The sequence below is a fragment of the Photobacterium galatheae genome (assembly GCF_000695255.1).
Classification (GTDB): domain Bacteria; phylum Pseudomonadota; class Gammaproteobacteria; order Enterobacterales; family Vibrionaceae; genus Photobacterium; species Photobacterium galatheae.
The window spans coordinates 191,357-213,778 of record NZ_JMIB01000006.1; the positions used below are offsets into that span (position 1 = coordinate 191,357).

The following is a 22,422-nucleotide window of genomic DNA, read 5'->3' on the forward strand; positions in this document are numbered from 1 at the left end:
TTATAAGTCCTGCAATGCGGCAATCACATCTTCCATCTGAGCGCTACGCGCCCCTTTTGCCAGCACTGTTATCTCTTGTTGTTGTTGAGGATCCTTCAAGGATTCCTGATGAATTTGCTGCTGTACCAGTGCTGTCAGTGCATCCAGCAGGGCTGGCTTATCACTGAAATGCTGCCCCTGATTCAGCGCACTGACAATGGCACTGTCCTTGCCGAATGTCATCACGCGGTCCAGCTCTTTCTGCCGGGCGTAATCCGCAATCTCGCGATGCATTCGCTCACTTTCCAGTCCCATCTCTGCCATGTCACCAAAGACCAGCCAGCGTTGTCCCTCAAAATCAGCCAGCAGATCAATGGCAGCTTTCACAGATGCCACACTGGCATTATAAGTATCGTCAATCAGACGCAGTCCGGGTCTGGGTTTCAGGATCAGCGCACGGCCTTTCACCGCCGTCATTTGTTCCAGCCCCGCCACGATCTGCGCCAGTGTCGCTCCCATCGCCAGTGCCAGTGCCGCAGCAGCCAACGTATTGGCCACATTGTGACGTCCCGCCACCGGCAACGTCAGGGTGACATCACCCACGGGGGTGCGCATTGTAAAACAAGGGCAGCCCTGAGGGTTAATGCTAATCCCGCTGGCTGAGAACCCTGCGACAGAATTCTGAACAGATTTCTGAACAGATTTCTGAGCCGTTTCAGGCGTTGCATCCGGCCCGCCAAAGCTTACAACCTGCTTATCAGCCAGAACCGGCTGCCAGATTGCGAGCGCATTGGAATCCAGATTGATCACCGCTGTGCCCCCCGGCACCAGCCCTTCAAAGATCTCCCCTTTGGCTCTCGCCACCCCATCCATCGAACCAAAGCCTTCCAGATGGGATGCTGCCAGATTGTTCACCAGCGCCGCCTCAGGCTGAACCAGTGCCGTGGTATAGGCAATCTCTTTCTCGTGGTTCGCGCCCAGCTCAATGACGGCGAAATCGTGTTCCGGCGTCAGTCGCAGCAGCGTCAGCGGCACGCCAATGTCATTGTTGAAGTTGCCGGCGGTTGCCAGCACGTTGCCGCACTGACCCAAAATCGCCGCCACCATTTCCTTCACCGTGGTTTTACCGCAACTTCCTGTGAGTGCCACGGTCTTGAGGCCATGCTCACGAGTCATTTTCGCTTTCAGCCAGGCACCCAACTGTCCCAGTGCCTGTCGGGTGTCAGCGACCAGTAATTGTGGCAAAGCGACATCCAACGGCCTGCTGACCAGCAGTGCGGCAGCGCCCTGCGCCTGTGCCTGTGCTGCAAAATCATGGGCATCAAAACGCTCACCTTTGAGCGCAATAAACAATGTACCCGGCTCAATCGTCCGGGTATCGGTAGAAACCTTGTCGATACTGACGTCCTGACCCATCAGACGGGCGTCCAGCGCCCTCGCCAGTTCGTTCAGCGTCACCTGAATCATGCTTGTGTCTCCAGCAAGGCCTGAACGGTTTCCCGATCGGAGTAATGAATCGTTTTCCCCGCCAGGACCTGATAATCCTCGTGCCCTTTCCCGGCCACCAGGACAATGTCATCGGCACCGGCCTGAATAAATGCCTGTTTACAGGCTTCGGCTCTGTCGTGAATGACCTGTACCCGCTCCGGGTGCGTCAGGCCAGCCAGCATATCGTTGACGATCTGCTGCGGTGATTCACTGCGCGGATTGTCGTCGGTAAGAATCACATGGTCGGCCAGTTGCTCGGCCACCGACGCCATCATCGGTCGCTTACCACGATCCCGCTCGCCACCACAGCCCACCAGACACCACAATTGCCCCTCACAATGGTGACGCAGAGCAGCCAGTGCTTTCTCAAGCGCATCCGGTGTGTGAGCATAATCAACCACCATCATAGGTTTGTCAGCGGTCTGAAAAACTTCCATCCGCCCCGTCACTGCCTGCAAACGGGGCGCAGCCGCCAGCAACGCATCCAGCGGATATCCGAGCGATAATAACGTCGCCAGTGCAAGCAGCAGGTTCGATACATTAAAGGCACCGACCAGAGGCGCAGTCAATTCACCCGCCCCCCAGCTGGAGTCAAACGATGCCGTCACCCCTTGAGTGGTATAACTGACGGCTGTCAGCCACAATTTCGGCCCGGGGTGTGCTGCCAGAAGCTGTGATTCGGTGGCAACTGCCACAGCATCCGGTAAGGTGGTTAACCAGACCCGGCCAACAGCATCATCCGCATTGATCACAGCGACACCCGCATGATGCTGGGTAAACAGGCTCTGTTTCGCATCAGCGTACGCGGCCATATCCCCATGATAATCAAGGTGATCCCGGCTCAGGTTGGTAAAAATACTGGCAGCAAAATGCAGCGCTTTCACCCGCCCCTGCACCAAACCATGCGAGGAAACTTCCATCGCAGCAAAGTCTGCACCCTGTTGTGTTAACTCCGCTAACGTCCGCTGAACATCAATGGCGTTGCCAGTCGTATTCATTGACGGTGTCAGTTTCCCCAGTAAACCGTTGCCTGTCGTGCCCATCACACCAGAAGTGCGACCCAGCAGTGCCGCCCACTGTGCCAGTATCTGGCTGACCGTGGTTTTACCATTCGTGCCGGTCACCGACACCAGCTGAAGTTTCTGATCCGGCTGACCATAAACTACAGCCGCCATATCGGACAACTTCTCTGGCAGCCCCTGAATCGTGATTACCGGGATATCATCCAGATATTCCACCAATCCATCTGGCTGGTTCGCTTCTGCCTGTGCCAATACCGCAGACGCACCTGCAGCGATAGCCGCAGCAATATACTGGCGACCATCCGTCGCATGACCCTTAATGGCCACAAAAATACAGCCTGGCGACACCGCACGACTGTCCATCGTCAGCGCATCCACAGCCAACGCCGCGACCGATGGTGTCAGGATGGCTGGATCAAACCAGGGAGCCAGCAGCTCCCCCAGAGAAAGTGAAACATCAGGTTCCGGCATCAGATTTGCCTCTGTTGTGTACGATATTTAATTGATCACCCTTTCCGGCATCAGGTTTGACATTCAGAATCTGCAGGGCACTGCCCATCACTTCTGAAAATATCGGTGCAGCAACCTGACCCCCATAATACGCATCGCCTTGCGGCTCATTCACCACGACCACCATCGCAATTCGCGGCTCACTGATCGGAGCCAGCCCAGCGGTCATCGCAACATATTCATCACTATAGCCTCCGGCCGCCGCTTTCTTCGCGGTTCCCGTTTTGGCGCCAACCCGGTATCCCGGCACCGCAGCGCGTTTGGCACTGCCGTCCGCTTGAGTCACCCCTTCCAGCATATTCAGCACCTTCCGGGTATTGACCGCAGAAACCACCTGACGACCAGGCACTACAGCCTCAGTTTTCAGGATAGAAAGCGGCCGGTTCACGCCCATTGCGCCCAGTGTCGCGTAAGCACGTACTAACTGAATCGGCGTGACCGAAATACCGTAACCAAATGCCAGTGTCGCGCGCTCAAAATCCGACCAACGGCGACGATCCGGGAAGAGTCCCTGAGCTTCACCAATCAGATTAATCCCCGAGGCTTCACCCAGTCCCATTCCGCTGTACATCCCAAGCACGGCATCCACCGGCATGGCCAGTGACAGCTTACTCACCCCGATGTTACTGGACTTTTTCAGGATTTTTGCCAGATCGGCCTTGCCGACACGGGACACGTCCCGAACCCGGCTGCCACCCACCTGCATAATACCGTTCCCGGTATCAATGATGGTTTGCTCATCGGCCACACCGTTTTCCAGTGCTGTCAAAACGACAAAAGGTTTGATGGTTGATCCCGGCTCCATGGCATCGGTAATCGCCCGGTTACGCATCCGGAAGCTTTGCAGCTGGTCGCGATTGTTCGGGTTGTAAGACGGGGCATTGACCATCGCCAGCACTTCGCCGGTCCGGACATCCACCATGACAATCGATGCCGACGTTGCGTTGTAATCCACGACGGCCTGCTTCACAGCCCGGTAGGCAACCGCCTGCAAACGCTGATCGATACTCAGCGTCAGCGGTTTCCCGGGCTCGCGCTGTTTGAGAGAAATGTTTTCAACCACCCGGCCATAGCGGTCTTTTCGGACAGTCCGACGTCCCGGCTCACCGGTCAGCCAGCCATCATAGGTACGCTCCACCCCTTCCAGGCCGCGTCCGTCAATGCCAGTGACCCCAATCAAGTGCGCACTGACCTCACCTGCCGGGTAAAAACGGCGGGACTCATCTTTCAGCCCGATGCCAGGCAACTTCAGTTTGCTGACGTAGGTCGCCATTGCCGGACTGACCTGACGTTGCAGGTAGATAAAACGGCGCGTTTTGTTCTCTTCCAGCCGGGACAGCATCTCTTTGCGATCCAGCCCGAGGACATCGGCCAGCGCATGCCAGCGAGCCGGCTCAGTAATACCGCCATGCTTATAGATATCAACAGGATCGGCCCAGACGGCCTGTACAGGGACACTGACGGCCAGTTGCTCATCGTTGCGATCAGAGATAATGCCACGGGCAGAAGGCATGGCTTTGACGCGCAGCGAACGCAAATCGCCTTCCTGGATCAGTTTGCCCGGTTCAAGAACCTGGATATAGGCAGCCCGGCCAATCAAAGCGAGCAGGGCCAGTCCAATCACCCCGCAAATCAAACCAAAGCGCCACGGAATAAAAGCGGACGAAGGCGATGCGGGGGGTGGGGTTTGCGGTTCAGGCGCAGAAGTGTCTTTTTTCATCACTGCACAACAACTTCGTTATTTGCATTCGGGCGCTTCATCTCAAGCGCTTTCTCCGCCTGAGTTTCAATGCGGCTGTGTTCTGCCAGCGAATTTTCTTCCAGCAGCTGGTTGCGCCACTCTATGTCAAGATCATCCCGCTCAATCAGCAAGTGCTCCTGCTGTGCCACCAGCTGGCGGGACTGGTGGGTGATATACACCACCCCGAGTGCCGATATCAGCACCAACACCATCAGAATCAACGGCACACGGCCGACGGTCGCCAGATCACGACCGATCTGACGAATCAGACTCTCTGCAGGTGTTGGCTGAATACTCATAGGCGCTCAGCCAGCCGTAATACCGAGCTGCGCGCTCGCGGGTTATGCTGAGTTTCCGCAGCCGTTGGCTTGATTGCCTTCCCGACCGCTTTCAAATCAGCACTGCCGAGTGCTTTAATCTGATCTTCGGTGAGCGGCAAACCTGGTGGAATTTCCGGCCCTTTACTCTGCTTACGGATAAAGCGCTTCACCATGCGATCTTCCAGTGAATGGAAGCTGATCACCGACAGGCGGCCACCCGGGGCCAGTACCTCAAGGGCACCATGCAGGGCGGTATCAATTTCTTCCAGTTCGCTGTTGATATAGATACGGATCGCCTGAAAGCTACGCGTGGCTGGGTGCTTGTGTTTGTCCTTAAAGGGCGAAACATCCGCAATCAGTTTGGCAAGCTGAGTCGTTCTTTCTAACGGCAGGTTATCCGGATTTGAGCGGTATTCCACGATGCCACGAGCAATGCGCTTGGCAAAGCGTTCTTCCCCAAACTCTTTCAGTACCCAAGCAATGTCGTCGGCATCAGCCGTCGCCAGCCATTCCGCCGCAGACACACCGGATGTTGGGTCCATCCGCATATCCAGCGGGCCGTCACGCATAAAGCTGAAGCCACGCTCGGCATCATCGAGCTGAGGAGAAGAAACCCCCAAATCCAGCAACACCCCGTCAATTTTTCCGGTCAGACCCAGTTCAGCCATATAACCGGCCATCCCGGAGAAGGGGCCATGGATAATGGTAAAACGCGGGTCGTCAATCTTGCCAGCTTCCGCAATCGCCTGCGGATCGCGGTCAATGGCATACAAACGGCCATGTTCACCCAGTTGAGACAGGATCAGGCGACTGTGGCCACCACGACCAAAAGTGCCATCGATATAGATACCGTCTGGTTTGATGGCCAGGCCATCAACAGACTCATGGAGCAGCACAGAAACATGTGCAAATTGTTCGGACATAATTGTTGATTCAGCTGAATAAAAAGCGTACTGAAGACACCGGCCGGATGCCTTCACCAGAAATCACTGGGCGTTGGTTGTCTGCTGCGCTGTCTGTTCTGCTCAGAACAGTCAGAGGCCACCAACCGGGCGCTGTTTCATGCGCATGCGCCAGTCAGTACACACAACTTTATTTATACCTGCCCATTTGATGCAGGCAACAGGAAAAATGAAATTCTTGCCACAGAATCCGCATTTTTCCCGCAAAAAACCAACACGAAGTGTACGAAGGCGACAAAAATGTTGTCAAGACAGCGACGACGCTTCTGACAAACATTTGATGCAGCAGCCTTGTTTTGTCCCGGAGCCGACAGTTCTTCACGACTCCCCAGACAATGTCAGGGGAGAAATGTTTGTTGCCCCCCAGAAACGATAAAAGGTGATGCCCGCACGAATGCAAACATCACCTTTCCAAAATGAAGTGAGTCAACCGATAAGCCGGGTTCTGTTCCGCTTACGCGGCGGTAACCATTCCTCTAGGCCTGAAATCGCTCGCAGGCTCAAGCAACCTACCCGTCCCCAGCGCGGACCACGCCATTAGGGACCTATTTGGTCTTGCTCCGGGTGGAGTTTACCATGCCACGAACTGTTGCCAGTCGCGCGGTGCGCTCTTACCGCACCCTTTCACCCTTACCTGTTCTCGCAAGCGAGTCATCGGCGGTTTGCTCTCTGCTGCACTGGTCGTAGGCTTACGCCCCCCAGACGTTATCTGGCACCCTGTCCTGTGGAGCCCGGACTTTCCTCCCCCTCGTCAGTCTCCCAAAGGACATCAACGAAGCAGCGGTTACCTGGTCAACTCAGACCGCGGATTGTATAAAACTCCCCGTCCGGATACCAGAGAAAGATCACCTTTAGACGCAAACTGATGAGAAAGTAAACAGTACTCTGTGATTCCGGCTCAGTCCAGGTGTTCCAGTCCCCATTTATACAGTGCGTTCTTTTTCACACCGTGAATGTCTGCGGCCATGGCCGCTGCTTTCTTCAGCGGCAATTCCGCCACCAGGATCTTCAGCGTCCGCAGCGCTTCCGCCGGCAGTTCTTCTTTATCTGCACGATGGCCGGCAACCAGCAACACCATTTCGCCCCGGATCCGATTACTGTCTTCGTTCAGCCAGGGGATCAGCTCGCCCAGCGGCGCACCATGAATGGTCTCGAATGTTTTGGTCAGTTCCCGGGCCAGAACCACCTGCCGTTCCGGGCCCAGAACAGCCAGCATATCTGCCAGAGAATCCAGAATGCGGTGTGGCGACTCATAAAAAATCAGGGTACGAGGGTCTTCCATCAAAGCACGAAATGTATCCTGTCGTCCTTTGCTCTTCGCAGGCAGAAAGCCTTCAAAGCTGAAGCGATCCGATGGCAGCCCCGAGGCACTTAACGCCGTTACCACCGCACAGGCACCTGGCAAAGGCACAACTTTAACACCCGCCTGACGACAACGTGTCACCAGATGATATCCTGGATCACTGATGAGAGGCGTACCGGCATCAGAGACCAGCGCAATGCTGCTGCCCTGACGTAATTTGTCAATCAGTACATCCGCTTTCTGCTGTTCATTGTGATCATGCAAAGCGAACGTTCGGGTAGAAATGGCAAAATGGGACAACAGGCGAGCGGTATGGCGTGTGTCCTCGGCAGCAATTAAGTCCACGTTGGCAAGAACTTCCAGCGCGCGATGGGTGATATCCGCTAAATTGCCGATCGGGGTCGGAACGATGTACAAAGTTGCGACATCCACCGAACACGAATTGGTCTCACTCATTTGTCTATGATCTCATCTGCAATTAATATAGAGAGTAATTTGTCACAGTTGAATGAATTCAATGCTTAATTTTACCCATAAGCGCAAAAGTGTATCACGTATTCTGGCCCCTGTGGCCCTTGCCGTGATCCTGGCAGGCTGTTCAGCACCGGGCACACAGTCGACATCCTATACTGCGGATATCACTGCCCCAGCCACTGATTCGGCGACCAACTACCTGTTGAAAGCGGAAACCTCTGAAGGTGCCATCCGTATCGACTGGCACATTCTGGCCCTGAAAGCCCTGATTAAAGAAGGCCGTTGGTCGCAGGCCGATCAGCAAGCCAGTAAGCTGGCTGGCATGAACATGTCTCCGGTGCAAATGGCAGAATGGCAGCTGGCTCGTGCAACATTACGTTACCAGCAAGGGCAACCCAAAGCCGCACTGGAAACCCTGAATTTCCTGCCGTGGTGGCCGTTGTCCGAAAATCAGTACCGCCGCTACCACCTCCTGCGGGCCGAGTTACTGAACCAGACCGAGCAATATTTCGAAGCTGCCCGTGAGCGTACCTCCCTGGCTCAGTACCTCAACAGCAGTGAAAAAGAGGTGAACTGGCAGAACCTGTGGCAAGATTTATCGCAATACAATACCCATCAGCTCCAAAGTGCGAAGATCGCTGCCAATGAAACTGTCCTGCAGGGTTGGGTCGAGCTGAGCCTGCTGAAGAACGCTTATGCGCAGCGCCCGGTCCGGTTGAAATCTGAAGTAGAGAACTGGCTGTCGACCCATCCGGATCACCCGGCCAACACTTCCCTGCCTGCCGAACTTCAGGCCATCATGAGCCTGGAAGTCATTGAACTCGAAAAGGTCGCCTTGCTGCTGCCACTCTCTGGCAAATTTGAAAGCCAGGGCAAAGCCGTTCGCGACGGTTTCCTCAATGCCATGCTTGAAGATGGCGAGCGTGACCCAAGCACGGAACTGTCCATTTACGATACTGAATCTGAACCCATGTTCAGCATCGTCAACAAGCTTCAGCAAGATGGTATTCAGCTCGTGATTGGCCCGCTCCGGAAAGAATTCATCACAGAATTTCAGTCCACTGAAGGTGGCAACATCACACAGCTGGCCCTGAATGAACCACAGAATTTAGATCTCAGTCAGCCGAACACCTGCTATTTTTCACTTTCGCCAGAACAGGAAGCTGAGCAGGCTGCACAGCACCTCTATGCCGCGGGTCACCACAATCCAATGGTCATGGCACCAGCCAACGGCTTTGGCCGCCGGGTCAGCCAGGCTTTTGTAGAGAAATGGCAAACGCTGACGGGCAAACAGGCTGAACTGCAAACCTTTGGCTCCAGCCGTGACATTCAAAATCAGATTGCAGCCGTCTTCGGTCTGACTGACAGCCGCGCCCGCAACCAGCAAATGGAGCAGGTACTGGGCATTTCGCTGAAAACTCAGGCCCGTAGCCGCAGAGATACGGATGCGGTTTATCTCATCGCCAACCGTAATGAAGTCACGTTGCTGAAGCCCTTCATTGAGGTCGCCATTAACCCGGATGTTACACCACCGAAACTCTATGCCAGCTCGCGCGCAAATCCGGATAGCAAAGCCGGCATGAACGAGCTGTCTGGGATTGAATTCAGTGATATCCCGCTGCTTGCCGCCCCGGATCAGCCGTTTATGCAAAAATTTGAACAGCTGTGGCCAGGGCAGAAAAACGGGATGATCCGTCTGCATGCTTTTGGCATGGACGCATACCGAATGATCACTGAACTGCCTCAGATGAAAGTCGTCGACAGTTACAGTACCCAGGGCCGAACCGGCCAGCTCAGTATCGACGATCATTGTGTCGTGCAACGCCAGCTGGACTGGGCCATGTTTACCGCCAATGGTATTGAACCTGTTCAATAGGCGCCGGCAAGGGTACCATTATGAATCTCTGGCGGAGCAGTACCTGCAACGCCAGGGATTGACCAGTGTCGCCCGCAATATCCATTGCCGGGGCGGCGAACTGGATCTCATCATGAAAGACGGCGGCTGCTGGGTATTCATTGAAGTCAAATTCCGTGCCCACAATCGCTATGGTTCAGCGGCTGAAGCCATCGACTGGCGCAAGCAACAACGAGTGAAACGTGCCGCGCTGTACTGGCTGCATTCACAAGGTCTCTCAGCCGAACACTGCCAGCTACGGTTTGATGTTGTCGCCATTCAAGGCGATGACCGCCATATTACGTGGCTGACCAATACCTTAGTCGAAGAGTGACATATGCTAGAGAGCATCAAAGAAAGCTTTACCGAAAGTATTCAAACTCAGATCGCAGCAGCAGAAGCCCTGCCGGATGCCATCTCACGTTCCGCGCAGCTCATGGTTCAGAGTCTGCTGAACGGCAATAAAATTCTATGCTGCGGAAACGGCGGCTCAGCGGCTAACGCCCAGCATTTTGCTTCCTGTCTGATTAACCGTTTTGAAACCGAGCGTCCCAGCCTGCCAGCCCTGTCGCTGACTGCAGACACCACCACGCTGACCGCAGTGGCCAACGACTATCATCAGGACGAAATGTTTTCGAAACAGATTCGCGCGCTGGGTCAAGCGGGCGATATCCTCTTGGTATTCTCTACCAGCGGCAATAGTAAAAACATCATCAAAGCGATGGAAGCGGCGCTGACCCGGGACATGAACATCATTGCCATGACCGGCAAAGATGGCGGAGAAATGGCGGGCCTGCTCGGTGTGCAGGATGTGGAAATTCGAATCCCTTCACAGCGCACGGCACGGATCCAGGAAGGTCATTTACTGACCGTCCACTGCCTGTGCGATCTGATCGATCAGATTCTGTTTCCTCAGCACGAAGGGTAAGCCATGAAGTGCATTTCCCGAATCGCTTTATTGCTCCTGTTCCTGCTTCAGGGCTGTGGCACATTGCTGCAAACAGACCCACGCAGCGGCCAGCAGCACTGGCAGGATCAACACGTCGCAATGCAAATTGGCGGTATCGTCAATAAACCACCCTATCAGAACAAAACCCGAGTCAATGCCATTTCGACCGAAGGGAAAGTTTTACTGGTTGGTCAGGCCGTCGATCAAACAACAGCCGAACAATTGGTCGCAGATGTCAAACAACTGGGTTCTGTGAAAGCCGTCTATAACCAGTTACAAATTGGCCCACTGCCAACACTGGCCGATGTTGGTCGGGACAGTTGGCTGACGACCAAAGTCAAAGCTCAGTTGATCGCCAGTAAAAAGTTACGAAACAGCGCTGTGAAAGTCGCGACAGAAAACCAGCGCGTTTATCTGTTGGGCTTTGTCACCCGGGAACAAGGACAGATTGCAGCAGATATCGCCCGGAATATTGATGGTGTGAAACATGTAATCAAAGCCTTTGAGTACACGGACTAAGTGCATGAGGTCGCAATCAATGTTCAGGTGATTTCGATGTGAAGATTCCAATGGACAAAAAGTAAAAAAGGGACAAAAAATAAAAAAGCAGTGCTTCATCAAGAGGCACTGCTTTTTTCTTGGCGGGAAGAGTGAAAACTACTTCACAACTCTGAGGCTAGGGCGCCCACGAGGAGGTGGTGTGTCATCTTCCGACGCATCATGACCACTGTCATCACTGGTCACAGCCAAAAATGGTTCTTCCTCAGCAACCACTTCAGCAATGTCAGACTCACTTGAAGACAACTCGTATGCCGGTTCAGGCTCAAACATTGTGCCTGCACCATTCTCGCGTGCATACAACGCCATCACTGCGGCCAGAGGTACAGCCACAACTTGAGGACGCCCCCCAAAGCGGGCATTGAAACGAATCGCTTCATCACCCAACTCGAGATTACCCACTGCACGAGGTGCCAGGTTCAGAACAATCTGCCCATTACTGACAAACTCCTGCGGCACCTGAACCCCTGGCAGCGTCGCATCAACAACCAGATGCGGTGTCAAATCATTGTCCACCAACCAGTCATAGAAAGCCCGCACCAAATAAGGACGGCGCGGGGTCATCTCCGCCATTTCCATTACTGACCCGCCAGTCGCATTTCGCGCTCAGCTTCAGTCAGAGACGCCAAGAATGAATCACGTTCAAAAACACGACTCATATAGGCTTTCACTTCTTTAGAGCCCGGACCGATAAGATCAATACCCATTGACGGCAAACGCCACAACAGCGGCGCCAGGTAACAGTCAACCAGGCTGAACTCTTCACTCATGAAATATGGGAATTCAGCGAACACAGGAGACAGGGCCAGCAGCTCTTCACGCAGTTGTTTACGCGCTTTCTCGGCTTCATCAGCGGAGCCTTTTTCGATCTTCTCAGCCAGTGAATACCAGTTACGCTCAATGCGATACATCATCAGGCGGCTGTTACCACGAGCAACCGGATATACTGGCATCAGAGGTGGGTGAGGAAAACGCTCATCCAGATATTCCATGATAATACCGGCCTGATACAGCGCCAGTTCACGGTCCACCAGAGTTGGAACAGAATTGTATGGATTCAGGTCAAGCAGATCCTCAGGCAAGTTGTCTGGTTCAACCAGCTCAATCTCAACACTTACGCCTTTTTCTGCAAGTACAATACGCACCTGATGGCTATACATATCCGAAGCATCAGAATACAGCGTCATCACAGAGCGTTTATTGGCAGCTACAGCCATCAACCCCTCCAGTATACTCATATACACAAAAAGCAACGGGGGCACTTGCCCCCATTGCGAGTTTCTTAACGCACTAGATTACCCGATCAATGGACATCGCGCCAATATTCTTTCTTCAGCAGTAGCGTCAGAACGAAGAAGATCACGATAAAGCCCATCACCCACAGACCCAGACGCTGGCGTTCCAGCTTCATTGGTTCTGCAGAGTACTCCAGGAAGTTCACCAGATCGCGAACAACCGCATCATACTCTTCAGGGTTCAGCTCGCCATTACCATCAGACTCCAGGCCAACAAACTCCTGAACGTCCTGTCCGTCAATCGTACGGGTTTCAAAAACCTGACGCGGTGTACCCTGCAGTTCTTCCAGAACGTGCGGCATACCCACGCTTGGGAAAACCAGGTTATTCACGCCAAATGGACGGCTTGGGTCAGCATAGAAAGAGCGCAGATACGTGTACAGCCAATCCGTACCACGAACCCGGGCAACCAGCGTCAGATCCGGTGCAGGTGCACCGAATGAAGCTGCTGCATAGTCCTTGGAAATGGCGTTCGTCATCAGACTACCGATCTTTGCATCCTGATCGAAAATCAGGTTTTCTTTCATCAGTTCAGCCGGAATATCCAGATCCTCGGCAACACGCTGGTAACGCTGATACTGAGTGGCGTGACAACCAAAGCAATAGTTAACAAAGGTACGCGCACCACGTTGCAGTGAAGCCTTGTCCGACAAATCATTATTTGCCGCATCAAGGTGAACATTGTGGCCACCAGCCGCCATCGCCAGAGACGGCAACAGGGCAAGCAGCATAACCATCAGCTTTTTCATTTGTATGTGACCCTCTCTGGTAGCGGTTTGGTTGCTTCATTCTTGCTGTAGAAGAACAGCAGAACAAAGAACATGAAGTAACCGAAACTGAAGATCTGCGCCATCAGGGTATAGACAGGCGTCGCAGGCAGCGCACCCAGAATACCCAGTGCAATGAAGCAGATAGTGAACTGAACGATGTTAGCCAGATGCAGCTTGCTGCGGTAACGGTAAGAACGCACTTTACAGCGATCCAACCACGGCAGGACAAACAGCATTGCAATCGACAGGCCCATCGCGATTACACCCAGCAGCTTGTCTGGAACCGCACGCAAAATCGCATAGAAAGGCGTGAAGTACCATACTGGTGCAATGTGTTCAGGCGTCTTCAGCGGGTTCGCCGCTTCAAAGTTAGGTGGCTCAAGGAAATAGCCGCCCATTTCAGGGTTAAAGAAAATCACATAACTGAACAGGAAGGCGAAAATCGCCACGCCAACCATGTCCTTCACCGTCCCGTAAGGGTGGAAAGGCACAGAATCAATGATGTCGTATTTCTTGGTGTAGTACTCGTGGAACTTAAAGCTTGAAGCGTAATTGTCACCTTTGCTGCCTTTTGGCAGTTTGGTTTCAATACCGTCCGGGTTGTTCGAGCCCACTTCGTGCAGCGCCAGAATGTGCAGCACAATCAGTAACAACAGAACGATTGGCAGTGCAATGACGTGCAGCGCAAAGAAGCGGTTCAGTGTCGCACCTGAGATCACGTAGTCGCCCCGGATCCACAGGGTCAGATCGTCACCAATCACTGGGATTGCGCCGAACAGAGAAATGATAACCTGAGCACCCCAGTAAGACATCTGGCCCCATGGCAGCAGGTAACCCATGAAGGCTTCCGCCATCAGTGCCAGGAAGATCAGCATCCCGAACAACCACAGCAATTCACGTGGTTTCTTATATGAACCGTAGATCAGACCACGGAACATGTGCAGATAAACCACGATGAAGAATGCAGATGCACCCGTTGAGTGCATATAACGCAGCAACCAACCGTAATCCACATCACGCATGATGTATTCAACGGAGGCAAAGGCACCATCACCCGATGGTACATAGTTCATGGTCAGCCAGATACCCGTCAGGATCTGGTTCACCAGTACAAGCATGGCCAGTGAGCCAAACAGATACCAAAAGTTAAAGTTCTTCGGCATCGGGTATTCAGACATATGCTTTTTATAAGCATTCATCACTGGCAGACGTTTTTCAATCCAACCCAGAAAGGCTTCCATTATGCCGTCTCCTCATCTTGACCCACTAAAATCGTGTTGTCGTTCAGGAACATGTGCGGTGGAACCACCAGGTTCAGTGGTGCAGGCACGCCTTGGAACACACGACCAGCCAAGTCGAATTTAGAGCCGTGGCATGGGCAGAAGAAGCCGGCAGGAACACCACTCACCTGCTCACTAAATGTGTCTGGCAGATAAGTTGGCGAACAGCCAAGGTGGGTACAGATACCAACGGCAATAAAAATTTCAGGTTTGCGTGAACGGTATTCGTTCGTGGCATAAGCAGGCTGCTGAGGCTCAGCGGCCTGCGGGTCACGCAGTCGGTCGTCGTGAGTCGGCAATTCATCCAGAATAGCTTGGCTACGGCGTACTACCCACACCGGCTTGCCTCGCCACTCTACGCGGATCATCTGGCCTTCTTCGAGTTTACTGATATCAACTTCAACTGGTGCACCGGCGGCCTTGGCTTTGGCGCTCGGATTCCAGGATTTGATAAAGGGTACGGCGACAGCGACTGCACCTAAGCCTCCAACAACCGAGGTCGTCGCAGTCAGGAAGCGGCGTCGGCCGTTACTTACTGGCGCTTTGCTCATCCAACATTCTCCCATGTGCTCCCGCTCAGGATTATATTTTCCTTCTGCGTCCCTGGAGCTTACGGCTAACTTTCTACGGAAAGACTCAACAGCTTATTGATTAAGAATTTTCATGCTGCTATTTATCGCGGCAAATGATAAAGAAAACCCTACTTTAAGACAAGGTAAACACCGCAATTGTGAGAGATTTGTGTGCATAATTTACGTTTTCGTCAAGTGTAAAAAACGCAAAGATTCGTGCCAGTTTTTCAATAATTTTGACAATAAATACAAAAAGCCCAGCCAATGGCTGGGCTTTGCGGTACACAGTAACCAGAAAAAAATCTGGTGCGTTGAATTAACGCTTAGAGAACTGTGGACGACGACGTGCTTTACGCAGACCAACTTTCTTACGTTCAACGCGACGAGCGTCACGAGTCACGTAGCCAGCTGCACGCAGAGCAGGACGTAGAGTCTCATCGTATTCCATCAGAGCGCGAGTGATACCGTGACGGATCGCACCAGACTGACCTGTGATACCACCACCTTTCACAGTGATGTACAGATCCAGCTTCTCAGTCATTTCAACCAGCTCAAGTGGCTGACGAACAACCATGCGAGCAGTTTCACGACCGAAGTATACGTCGATGCTGCGCTTGTTAATTACGATGTTGCCAGTACCCGGTTTGATGAAAACGCGAGCAGCTGAGCTTTTGCGGCGGCCAGTGCCGTAGTATTGATTCTCTGCCATTGTCATGTTCCCCAATTAGATGTCTAGAACTTGTGGCTGCTGTGCAGCGTGGTTGTGCTCGCTACCTGCGTAAACTTTCAGTTTACGGAACATAGCACGGCCTAGAGGACCTTTAGGAAGCATGCCTTTCACAGCGATTTCAATGATAGCTTCTGGCTTTTTGTCCAGCAGCTTGTCAAAGCTGATAGTTTTCAGACCGCCGATGTAACCAGTGTGACGGTGGTACATCTTATCAGTACGTTTCGCGCCAGTTACTGCAACTTTCTCAGCGTTGATAACAACGATGTAGTCACCGGTGTCAACGTGAGGAGTATACTCAGGCTTGTGCTTACCGCGCAGACGAGATGCGATTTCTGCTGACAGACGACCCAGTGTTTTACCTTCAGCGTCTACAACATACCAGTCACGTTTTACAGTTTCTGGTTTAGCAACGAAAGTTTTCATGCTAATTCTTACCCAAATTTAAATAGTTTCACTTTCTAAGAACGCAAAGCGCTCTCTCTGTATATAGAGCCCAGTCATCACCCCTTCGAGTGGTTGGCACTCCCGGCATAACGCCGTCACAGGTACGGTGGGTCGCAGGATTATACGGAAGCATGGGGAAAAAATCACCTTTTTTTCAAAAAAAGTTCTGACTTTTCCCCTACTGACAAATGGCAGTCTTTGTTAAACAAGAGCTATGCCAGATGCGGCCGGGCCAGATACTCATGGCTCTGCATTTCAATCAATCGCGAACAGCAGCGCTTGAACTCAAAGCTCAGTCGGCCACTTTGGTACAATTGCGCCATACTGGCTTCCGCAGAGATGATCAGTTTGACATGCCGTTCGTAAAACTCATCCACCATGGCAATAAAGCGGCGGGCTGCATCATCGTCTTTTTCCGTCAGCACCGGTACATTGGACAACAAGACACTGTGATACATCTGAGCAATTTCCATGTAATCGCTCTGGCTGCGTGCGCCACGGCAAAGTGCCTCAAAAGTAAAATGAACCACACCATCGGCTTCATGACAGGTTGCAATCGGCCGGTCATGGATCGTGATCTCACCACCTTCACGGCGGGGCTCCACCGACAACTGCATAAAGTAGTGCTTCATATTCTCCGCCGCGCGGGCATCAAGCGGCCAGTGATAAATCTCCGCCTGCTCCAGTGTCCGGAGACGATAATCCACACCTGAATCGACGTTGACGACCTCACAGTGCTCTTTGATGAGGTCAATCGCAGGCAGAAAACGGGCTCGCTGCAAGCCATTGCGGTAAAGCTCATCCGGCGGGATATTCGACGTTGCCACCAACGTAATCCCGCGACGGAACAATGCCTGGAACAGGGTCCCCAGGATCATCGCATCGGTGATATCTGAGACAAAAAACTCATCGAAACAAATGATGTCCGTCTCTTGCTTAAAACGATCCGCGACCGTTTCCAGTGGATCAGTCTGATGCCCTAAAGACTGCATTTCCTTATGAACACGGTGCATAAATCGGTGAAAGTGCATCCGCATTTTGCGTTCCGTCGGCAAACAGTCAAAGAAAGTATCAACCAAATATGTTTTGCCGCGACCGACGCCACCCCAGAAATACAAACCTTTCACCGGTTTGACTGACACTTGCGTTTGGCGCCTGAACAAACGTCCGAGCAATGTCGGCTTCTCGGGTACCGGCTTGGGCGCCAGCATCCGATGATAGAGATCATCCAGGTGAGAAACCGCCATTGCCTGAGCCGCATCAGGCAAAAAGCCGGGGTTTTTCAGATCGTTTTGATAGCGTTGTTCCGGAGTCATCCTCATCCTGCTCAGTCACTGAGAGCCATCAGTTGTCAGCACAACCCATGCCTCTGAATATTTCCATCTTTAGTCGTAGATAGTACCACGACACTTCATGTGCATGTATAGTAACTAAATAACCCCCTAATAGGCCGATATGCTTATTAGATAAAAAACAGGTCAACCTGTTGTACTCACAGTCACAAGGAGTTTTTCATGGCTTGGATCTACGCGATTTTGATTTTTGTCGCAGGCGCGCTGGTCGGTGCTTTTGCCGCCCGTTTGGGGAATAAAAATCTGAAGCAGCAAAAAGAGCTACAAAAAGAACTGGATAAAACCAAGTATCAGCTGGAGCAGTATCGTCAGGAACTCATCGATCATTTTGCCCGCAGTTCAGATCTGCTCGACAACCTGGCAAAAGATTACAGCAAACTCTATGAGCACATGGCAAAAACCTCTGCCGAGCTGATGCCCAACCTGCCTGAACAGGATAATCCGTTCTCACAGCGCATCAGTACGCTCACTGCTGTCGCAGAAGCGCCTGAATCTGACAGCGAGGAAGAGTCCACCCAACCACCACGCGACTACGCCAATGGTGCCTCGGGCCTGTTGAAAACAGAAGAACGTCCGTTGGAAGAACCCGCAAAAGCGAGCTAATACGACCTTGTCCGCCTGACCGTGTCATCCCCTTTCTGAGGCGCCACGGTCAGGGTCTGAAATTCACAATTTGTTTCAAACTGAATCATGTTCGGAACTTTGCCCGATTTTGCCAGTCGTAATAAGCACTTGTTAAACCGGAGTTGAGTCACGATGAAAAAACCTTTCCTTGTATTGAGTGCGCTGGCGTTCAGTATTAGCGCAGTGATGTCCCCTGTCACAGCCTCTGCCGCTCTACCTCTGGCTGTCAATGAGCAGCAGCTACCCAGCCTGGCCCCAATGCTGGAGCAAGTCACCCCAGCCGTAGTAAGTATCGCCGTCGAAGGCAAGCATGTTTCTAAACAACAGATCCCGGAGCCCTTCCGCTACTTTTTCGGGCCAAACTTCCCGAGCGAACAACTGCAGGAACGTCCATTCCGAGGTTTGGGTTCGGGCGTCATTATTAATGCAAATAAAGGTTATGTCGTCACCAACCATCACGTGATTGACGGTGCGGATAAAATCATGGTTCAGCTCCATGATGGCCGGGAGCTGAAAGCGGAGCTCATTGGCAGCGACGAAATGTCAGATATTGCGCTGCTTCGTCTGGAAAACACCAAAAACCTGAAAGCCATCAAAATGGCAGACTCGGATAAACTGCGCGTCGGTGATTTTTCTGTCGCAATCGGTAACCCATTCGGATTGGGTCAGACGGTGACGTCAGGGATCATTTCCGCTCTGGGCCGCAGTGGCCTCAATATCGAAAACTTCGAGAATTTCATCCAGACGGATGCTGCCATCAACAGCGGTAATTCCGGTGGTGCACTGGTGAACCTGAACGGCGAACTGGTGGGTATCAATACCGCGATTCTTGGCCCGAACGGCGGGAACGTAGGGATTGGCTTTGCCATTCCTTCAAACATGGTGAAAAACCTGACCGGCCAGATCCTTGAATATGGTGAAGTCAAACGTGGCGTCCTGGGTGTTCAGGGGGGAGAACTCACCTCTGAGCTGGCCGAAGCCTTTGGCTACGAAACAAACCACGGTGCCTTCGTCAATCAGGTCATGCCAGGCTCCGCAGCTGAAAAAGCGGGCCTGAAAGCAGGAGATATTATTGTTTCTGTCAATGATAAAGCGATCCGTACTTTTGGGGAACTGCGCGCCAAAATTGCGACCTTAGGTGCTGGCAAGAAAGTTAAACTTGGCGTGTTGCGTGACGGAGATGAAATGGACTTTAGCGTCACCCTGCAAGAAGCCGAAATGGCCAATCTGAAAGCAGACCATCTGCATCAGAGCCTGCAAGGTGCTGAATTCAGTAACACCACGGCTGCGGACAAGGTCAAAGGGGTCAAAGTCACCCGCATTGATCCGCAGTCAATGGCTGCACGCTACGGCCTCAAAGAAGGCGACATTATTATCGGACTGAACCGACAGCCGATCCGAAATCTGGGAGAACTGCGGAAGGCGCTGGATAAACAGCCGTCAGTCCTGGCTCTGGAGATCAAACGCGACGTGCACGAGCTCTACCTCATCATCCGATAAATCGTTTGATAAATTGTTCGATAAATCATTCACCCTCTCATCAGTCCGGGCCATTGCCCGGACTTTTCACATTTTTACATTTCTCGCAACTCCGCACCGCTTCGACTTGTTGAAAACTGGATGTAAATGCTATTCTCAAGCGGTTTTTTAACTTTCTGCAATCAACGCAAAACGTAGGTCAATCGGGAGAGCATCAATGCTGGCATTTTTAGGTCGATCCGCCTTACTGGGCGTTCTGACGGCTGGACTACTGCTACTTGCTTTCCCGGGCCTGCGCAGCCAAATGTTTTCCCCGACAGCCGCATTAAACGGCCAGCCCTCTATTCCTCAGCAAATCTCTTTCAGCTATGCCGTCCGCCGGGCCTCGCCAGCGGTAGTGAATATTTACAATCGTCGCTATAACGCTGAGGATCGCCTTCAACTCAGCACCCAAGGGCTTGGCTCTGGCGTCATCATGAGTGAAAAAGGCTATATCGTCACGAACTACCATGTCGTTGCTGAAGCCGATCAAGTGATTGTCGCACTTCAGGACAGCCGTATTTTTACGGCTCAGCTGATTGGTAAAGACAAGCGAACAGACATCGCCGTGCTGAAGATTCAGTCGGAAAACCTACCCGTCATCCCCCTCAACCCAGATTATGCCCCCTCGGTTGGCGACGTGGTACTGGCCATCGGGAACCCGTACAATCTGGGTCAAACCACAACCTACGGGATTATCTCAGCCACCGGACGCTCCGGGATGAGCTTCTACGGCCGACAGGACTTCCTGCAAACGGATGCTGCAATCAATGACGGTAACTCTGGTGGCGCGCTGGTGAATACACGTGGGGAGCTGGTCGGGATCAACACCGCCTCTTTCCAGCAGGCAACAGATATCGAAACCTATGGCATCTCCTTTGCCATTCCGTTCAAGCTCACCCAAAAAATCATGAACAAACTGATTGCCGATGGCCGGGTGATCCGCGGTTATCTCGGCATTGATGGCCGGGAAATCAATCCGGTGATGGCACGACTTTATGATGCCGACCAGGTCAGCGGCATTATCGTCATGGGGATGGATCCCAACGGGCCGGCTTACAAAGCAGGATTTAAGGTTCAGGACATTCTGGTAGAGATCGGCGATAAGCCGGTCACAGACATGCGAAATGTACTGGATATTGTCACTGAGCTTCGCCCCGGAACTTATGTCGAAATGACTGTTCTGCGGAACGGGCAACCGAAAAAGCTCAACGTTCTGATTGGTGACGAACCGGACCGATAACAAGAAAAGAAGAAAAGAAGAAAAGAAGAAAAGAAGAAAAGAAGAAAAGAAGAAAACTACAGTATCACAAAAAACAATCAAGCCATGAAATACCCCAGGCACAGCAGGCCGTGCCTGGAAAATCAGTGAGAAAGACTTATTCGCTGAAGCGCTCGATCTGCATGCCCAAAGCACGCAATTTCTCTTCAATGCGCTCGTAACCACGGTCGATATGATAAATACGATCAACGATGGTTTCGCCTTTCGCAATATTACCGGCAATCACCAGACTGGCAGAAGCCCGCAGATCCGTCGCCATCACCTGCGCACCACTCAAGCCTTCCGTCTCACCACAGATCACGGTATTGCCTTCGATCTCCGCATGCGCTCCCATCCGAATCAATTCCGGGATATGCATAAAGCGATTCTCAAAAATCGTTTCCGTGATAATCCCAGTGCCTTTGGCAACCAGATTCAGCAGTGAGAACTGAGCCTGCATGTCCGTCGGGAAACCCGGGTGTGGCGCAGTTCGAATATTCACGGCTTTCAGCTCGCGATCTGTCATATCCAGACTGATCCAGTCTTCACCGGTTTCAATCAGTGCACCCGCCTCTTCCAGTTTCGCTAATGCTGCTTCCAGCAGAGACGGACGGGTATTGCGGCAAACAACTTTCCCGCCAGAGATGGCCGCGGCAACCAGAAACGTTCCGGTTTCAATACGATCCGGCACCACTTCATGGTAACCACCACCCAAACGATCAACGCCTTCGATCACCACAGTGTCGGTTCCGGCACCAGTGATTTTTGCACCCAGCGTATTGAGGAAATTTGCCGTATCCACGATTTCCGGCTCACGAGCCGCATTTTCGATCACGGTTTTACCCGTCGCCAGCGTCGCCGCCGACATAATCGTGACAGTCGCGCCCACACTGACTTTATCCATCACGATATGCGCGCCTTTCAGGCGACCAGCAACTTCTGCTTTCACATAGCCTTCTTCCAGGGTGATTGTAGCCCCCAGTTGCTCCAGACCATGAATGTGCAGATCCACCGGCCGTGCACCAATAGCACAACCACCCGGCAAAGACACCTGACCCCGACCAAAGCGAGCGACCAGTGGACCCAGTGCCCAGATAGATGCACGCATGGTTTTCACCAGATCATAAGGCGCACAGTGTTCGGTAATATTGCTGGCATCGACATAAACAGAGCCATTGCGCTCTACTTTGGCACCCAGACGGCTTAGCAGCTCCATCGTGGTGTCGATGTCTTTCAGCTTCGGTACGTTGCCGACTTCAACCGGCTCCTCCGCTAGAAGCGAAGCAAATAAAATAGGCAGGGCTGCATTCTTAGCACCTGAGATCGCGACTTCGCCGCGTAAAGGGCCATTGCCCTGGATTCGAAACTTCTGCATT

Annotated in this window: 22 protein-coding genes and 1 other RNA gene; 7 read left to right on the forward strand and 16 right to left on the reverse strand. The window is 52.6% G+C overall.

Translation table 11 applies throughout. The features are described 5' to 3' along the window. The 7 genes from murF to rsmI all read right to left on the reverse strand — a co-directional run bounded on the left by murF (position 1) and on the right by rsmI (position 7,781). Positions 1 to 1,446 (reverse strand): UDP-N-acetylmuramoyl-tripeptide--D-alanyl-D-alanine ligase, encoded by a 1,446-nt coding sequence (gene murF / locus EA58_RS04825; protein ID WP_036749622.1) that lies wholly within the window; start codon positions 1,444 to 1,446, stop codon positions 1 to 3. Further along, entirely contained in the window at positions 1,443 to 2,960 is a 1,518-nt protein-coding gene (gene murE / locus EA58_RS04830) for a UDP-N-acetylmuramoyl-L-alanyl-D-glutamate--2,6-diaminopimelate ligase (protein ID WP_036749625.1), read from the reverse strand. The genes murF and murE overlap by 4 nt, the downstream gene beginning before the upstream one ends. Next, entirely contained in the window at positions 2,947 to 4,719 is a 1,773-nt protein-coding gene (locus tag EA58_RS04835; RefSeq protein ID WP_051641900.1) for a penicillin-binding transpeptidase domain-containing protein, read from the reverse strand. The genes murE and EA58_RS04835 overlap by 14 nt, the downstream gene beginning before the upstream one ends. Further along, positions 4,719 to 5,039, reverse strand: coding sequence for a cell division protein FtsL (ftsL, locus tag EA58_RS04840; protein WP_036749628.1), 321 nt, complete (start codon positions 5,037 to 5,039; stop codon positions 4,719 to 4,721). The genes EA58_RS04835 and ftsL overlap by 1 nt, the downstream gene beginning before the upstream one ends. Continuing rightward, a complete protein-coding gene (gene rsmH / locus EA58_RS04845; protein ID WP_036749630.1) occupies positions 5,036 to 5,983 on the reverse strand; it encodes a 16S rRNA (cytosine(1402)-N(4))-methyltransferase RsmH in 948 nt (315 codons plus the stop codon). Before rsmH ends, ftsL begins: the two co-directional genes overlap by 4 nt. 457 nt (positions 5,984 to 6,440) lie before the next feature. Next, positions 6,441 to 6,822: RNase P RNA component class A (gene rnpB / locus EA58_RS20815), an RNA gene on the reverse strand. A gap of 98 nt (positions 6,823 to 6,920) precedes the next feature. Then, positions 6,921 to 7,781, reverse strand: a complete 861-nt coding sequence (gene rsmI, locus EA58_RS04850) for a 16S rRNA (cytidine(1402)-2'-O)-methyltransferase (protein WP_036749631.1) — start codon at positions 7,779 to 7,781, stop codon at positions 6,921 to 6,923. 61 nt (positions 7,782 to 7,842) lie between these two features. Here rsmI and EA58_RS04855 point away from each other — a divergent pair, with 61 nt between their 5' ends. Genes EA58_RS04855 through EA58_RS04870 form a run of 4 tightly spaced genes read left to right on the forward strand, consistent with a single transcriptional unit; the run spans position 7,843 to position 11,161 of the window. Next, positions 7,843 to 9,675, forward strand: coding sequence for a penicillin-binding protein activator (locus EA58_RS04855; RefSeq protein ID WP_036749633.1), 1,833 nt, complete (start codon positions 7,843 to 7,845; stop codon positions 9,673 to 9,675). Beyond that, positions 9,653 to 10,027, forward strand: a complete 375-nt coding sequence (locus EA58_RS04860; protein ID WP_036749635.1) for a YraN family protein — start codon at positions 9,653 to 9,655, stop codon at positions 10,025 to 10,027. Before EA58_RS04855 ends, EA58_RS04860 begins: the two co-directional genes overlap by 23 nt. Positions 10,028 to 10,030: 3 nt before the next feature. Then, positions 10,031 to 10,621: a phosphoheptose isomerase gene (locus tag EA58_RS04865; RefSeq protein WP_036749638.1), complete on the forward strand. Its 591-nt coding sequence runs from the start codon at positions 10,031 to 10,033 to the stop codon at positions 10,619 to 10,621. A 3-nt stretch (positions 10,622 to 10,624) separates the two neighbouring features. Beyond that, positions 10,625 to 11,161, forward strand: a complete 537-nt coding sequence (locus EA58_RS04870) for a BON domain-containing protein (protein WP_036749641.1) — start codon at positions 10,625 to 10,627, stop codon at positions 11,159 to 11,161. A 138-nt stretch (positions 11,162 to 11,299) separates the two neighbouring features. On the opposite strand, the gene sspB is transcribed toward EA58_RS04870, so the two are convergent. The 8 genes from sspB to zapE all read right to left on the reverse strand — a co-directional run bounded on the left by sspB (position 11,300) and on the right by zapE (position 17,607). Continuing rightward, positions 11,300 to 11,779 (reverse strand): ClpXP protease specificity-enhancing factor, encoded by a 480-nt coding sequence (sspB, locus tag EA58_RS04875; protein WP_036749644.1) that lies wholly within the window; start codon positions 11,777 to 11,779, stop codon positions 11,300 to 11,302. Continuing rightward, positions 11,779 to 12,417, reverse strand: coding sequence for a stringent starvation protein SspA (gene sspA / locus EA58_RS04880; protein ID WP_036749648.1), 639 nt, complete (start codon positions 12,415 to 12,417; stop codon positions 11,779 to 11,781). Before sspA ends, sspB begins: the two co-directional genes overlap by 1 nt. Before the next feature lie 86 nt (positions 12,418 to 12,503). Further along, positions 12,504 to 13,244: a cytochrome c1 gene (locus tag EA58_RS04885; protein ID WP_036749650.1), complete on the reverse strand. Its 741-nt coding sequence runs from the start codon at positions 13,242 to 13,244 to the stop codon at positions 12,504 to 12,506. Beyond that, complete coding sequence (locus tag EA58_RS04890) at positions 13,241 to 14,506, reverse strand: cytochrome b (RefSeq protein ID WP_036749653.1); 1,266 nt, start codon at positions 14,504 to 14,506, stop codon at positions 13,241 to 13,243. The genes EA58_RS04885 and EA58_RS04890 overlap by 4 nt, the downstream gene beginning before the upstream one ends. Then, entirely contained in the window at positions 14,506 to 15,096 is a 591-nt protein-coding gene (gene petA, locus EA58_RS04895) for a ubiquinol-cytochrome c reductase iron-sulfur subunit (RefSeq protein WP_036749851.1), read from the reverse strand. Before petA ends, EA58_RS04890 begins: the two co-directional genes overlap by 1 nt. Before the next feature lie 337 nt (positions 15,097 to 15,433). Beyond that, positions 15,434 to 15,826 carry a 30S ribosomal protein S9 gene (gene rpsI / locus EA58_RS04900; RefSeq protein WP_036749656.1) on the reverse strand — a complete coding sequence of 131 codons (393 nt, stop codon included), beginning with the start codon at positions 15,824 to 15,826 and terminating at the stop codon, positions 15,434 to 15,436. 15 nt (positions 15,827 to 15,841) lie between these two features. Then, complete coding sequence (gene rplM / locus EA58_RS04905) at positions 15,842 to 16,270, reverse strand: 50S ribosomal protein L13 (protein WP_036749658.1); 429 nt, start codon at positions 16,268 to 16,270, stop codon at positions 15,842 to 15,844. 233 nt (positions 16,271 to 16,503) lie between these two features. Next, a complete protein-coding gene (gene zapE, locus EA58_RS04910) occupies positions 16,504 to 17,607 on the reverse strand; it encodes a cell division protein ZapE (protein ID WP_036749661.1) in 1,104 nt (367 codons plus the stop codon). 198 nt (positions 17,608 to 17,805) lie between these two features. Here zapE and zapG point away from each other — a divergent pair, with 198 nt between their 5' ends. The 3 genes from zapG to degS all read left to right on the forward strand — a co-directional run bounded on the left by zapG (position 17,806) and on the right by degS (position 21,028). Further along, positions 17,806 to 18,246 (forward strand): Z-ring associated protein ZapG, encoded by a 441-nt coding sequence (zapG, locus tag EA58_RS04915; RefSeq protein ID WP_036749664.1) that lies wholly within the window; start codon positions 17,806 to 17,808, stop codon positions 18,244 to 18,246. A 153-nt stretch (positions 18,247 to 18,399) separates the two neighbouring features. Beyond that, positions 18,400 to 19,767 (forward strand): Do family serine endopeptidase, encoded by a 1,368-nt coding sequence (locus tag EA58_RS04920; RefSeq protein ID WP_036749666.1) that lies wholly within the window; start codon positions 18,400 to 18,402, stop codon positions 19,765 to 19,767. Between the two features lie 196 nt (positions 19,768 to 19,963). Next, positions 19,964 to 21,028 carry an outer membrane-stress sensor serine endopeptidase DegS gene (gene degS, locus EA58_RS04925; RefSeq protein ID WP_036749669.1) on the forward strand — a complete coding sequence of 355 codons (1,065 nt, stop codon included), beginning with the start codon at positions 19,964 to 19,966 and terminating at the stop codon, positions 21,026 to 21,028. 136 nt (positions 21,029 to 21,164) lie between these two features. Here the strand turns inward: degS and murA are convergent, their stop codons facing one another. Then, positions 21,165 to 22,421, reverse strand: coding sequence for a UDP-N-acetylglucosamine 1-carboxyvinyltransferase (gene murA, locus EA58_RS04930; RefSeq protein WP_036749672.1), 1,257 nt, complete (start codon positions 22,419 to 22,421; stop codon positions 21,165 to 21,167). Position 22,422: the final 1 nt, after the last annotated feature.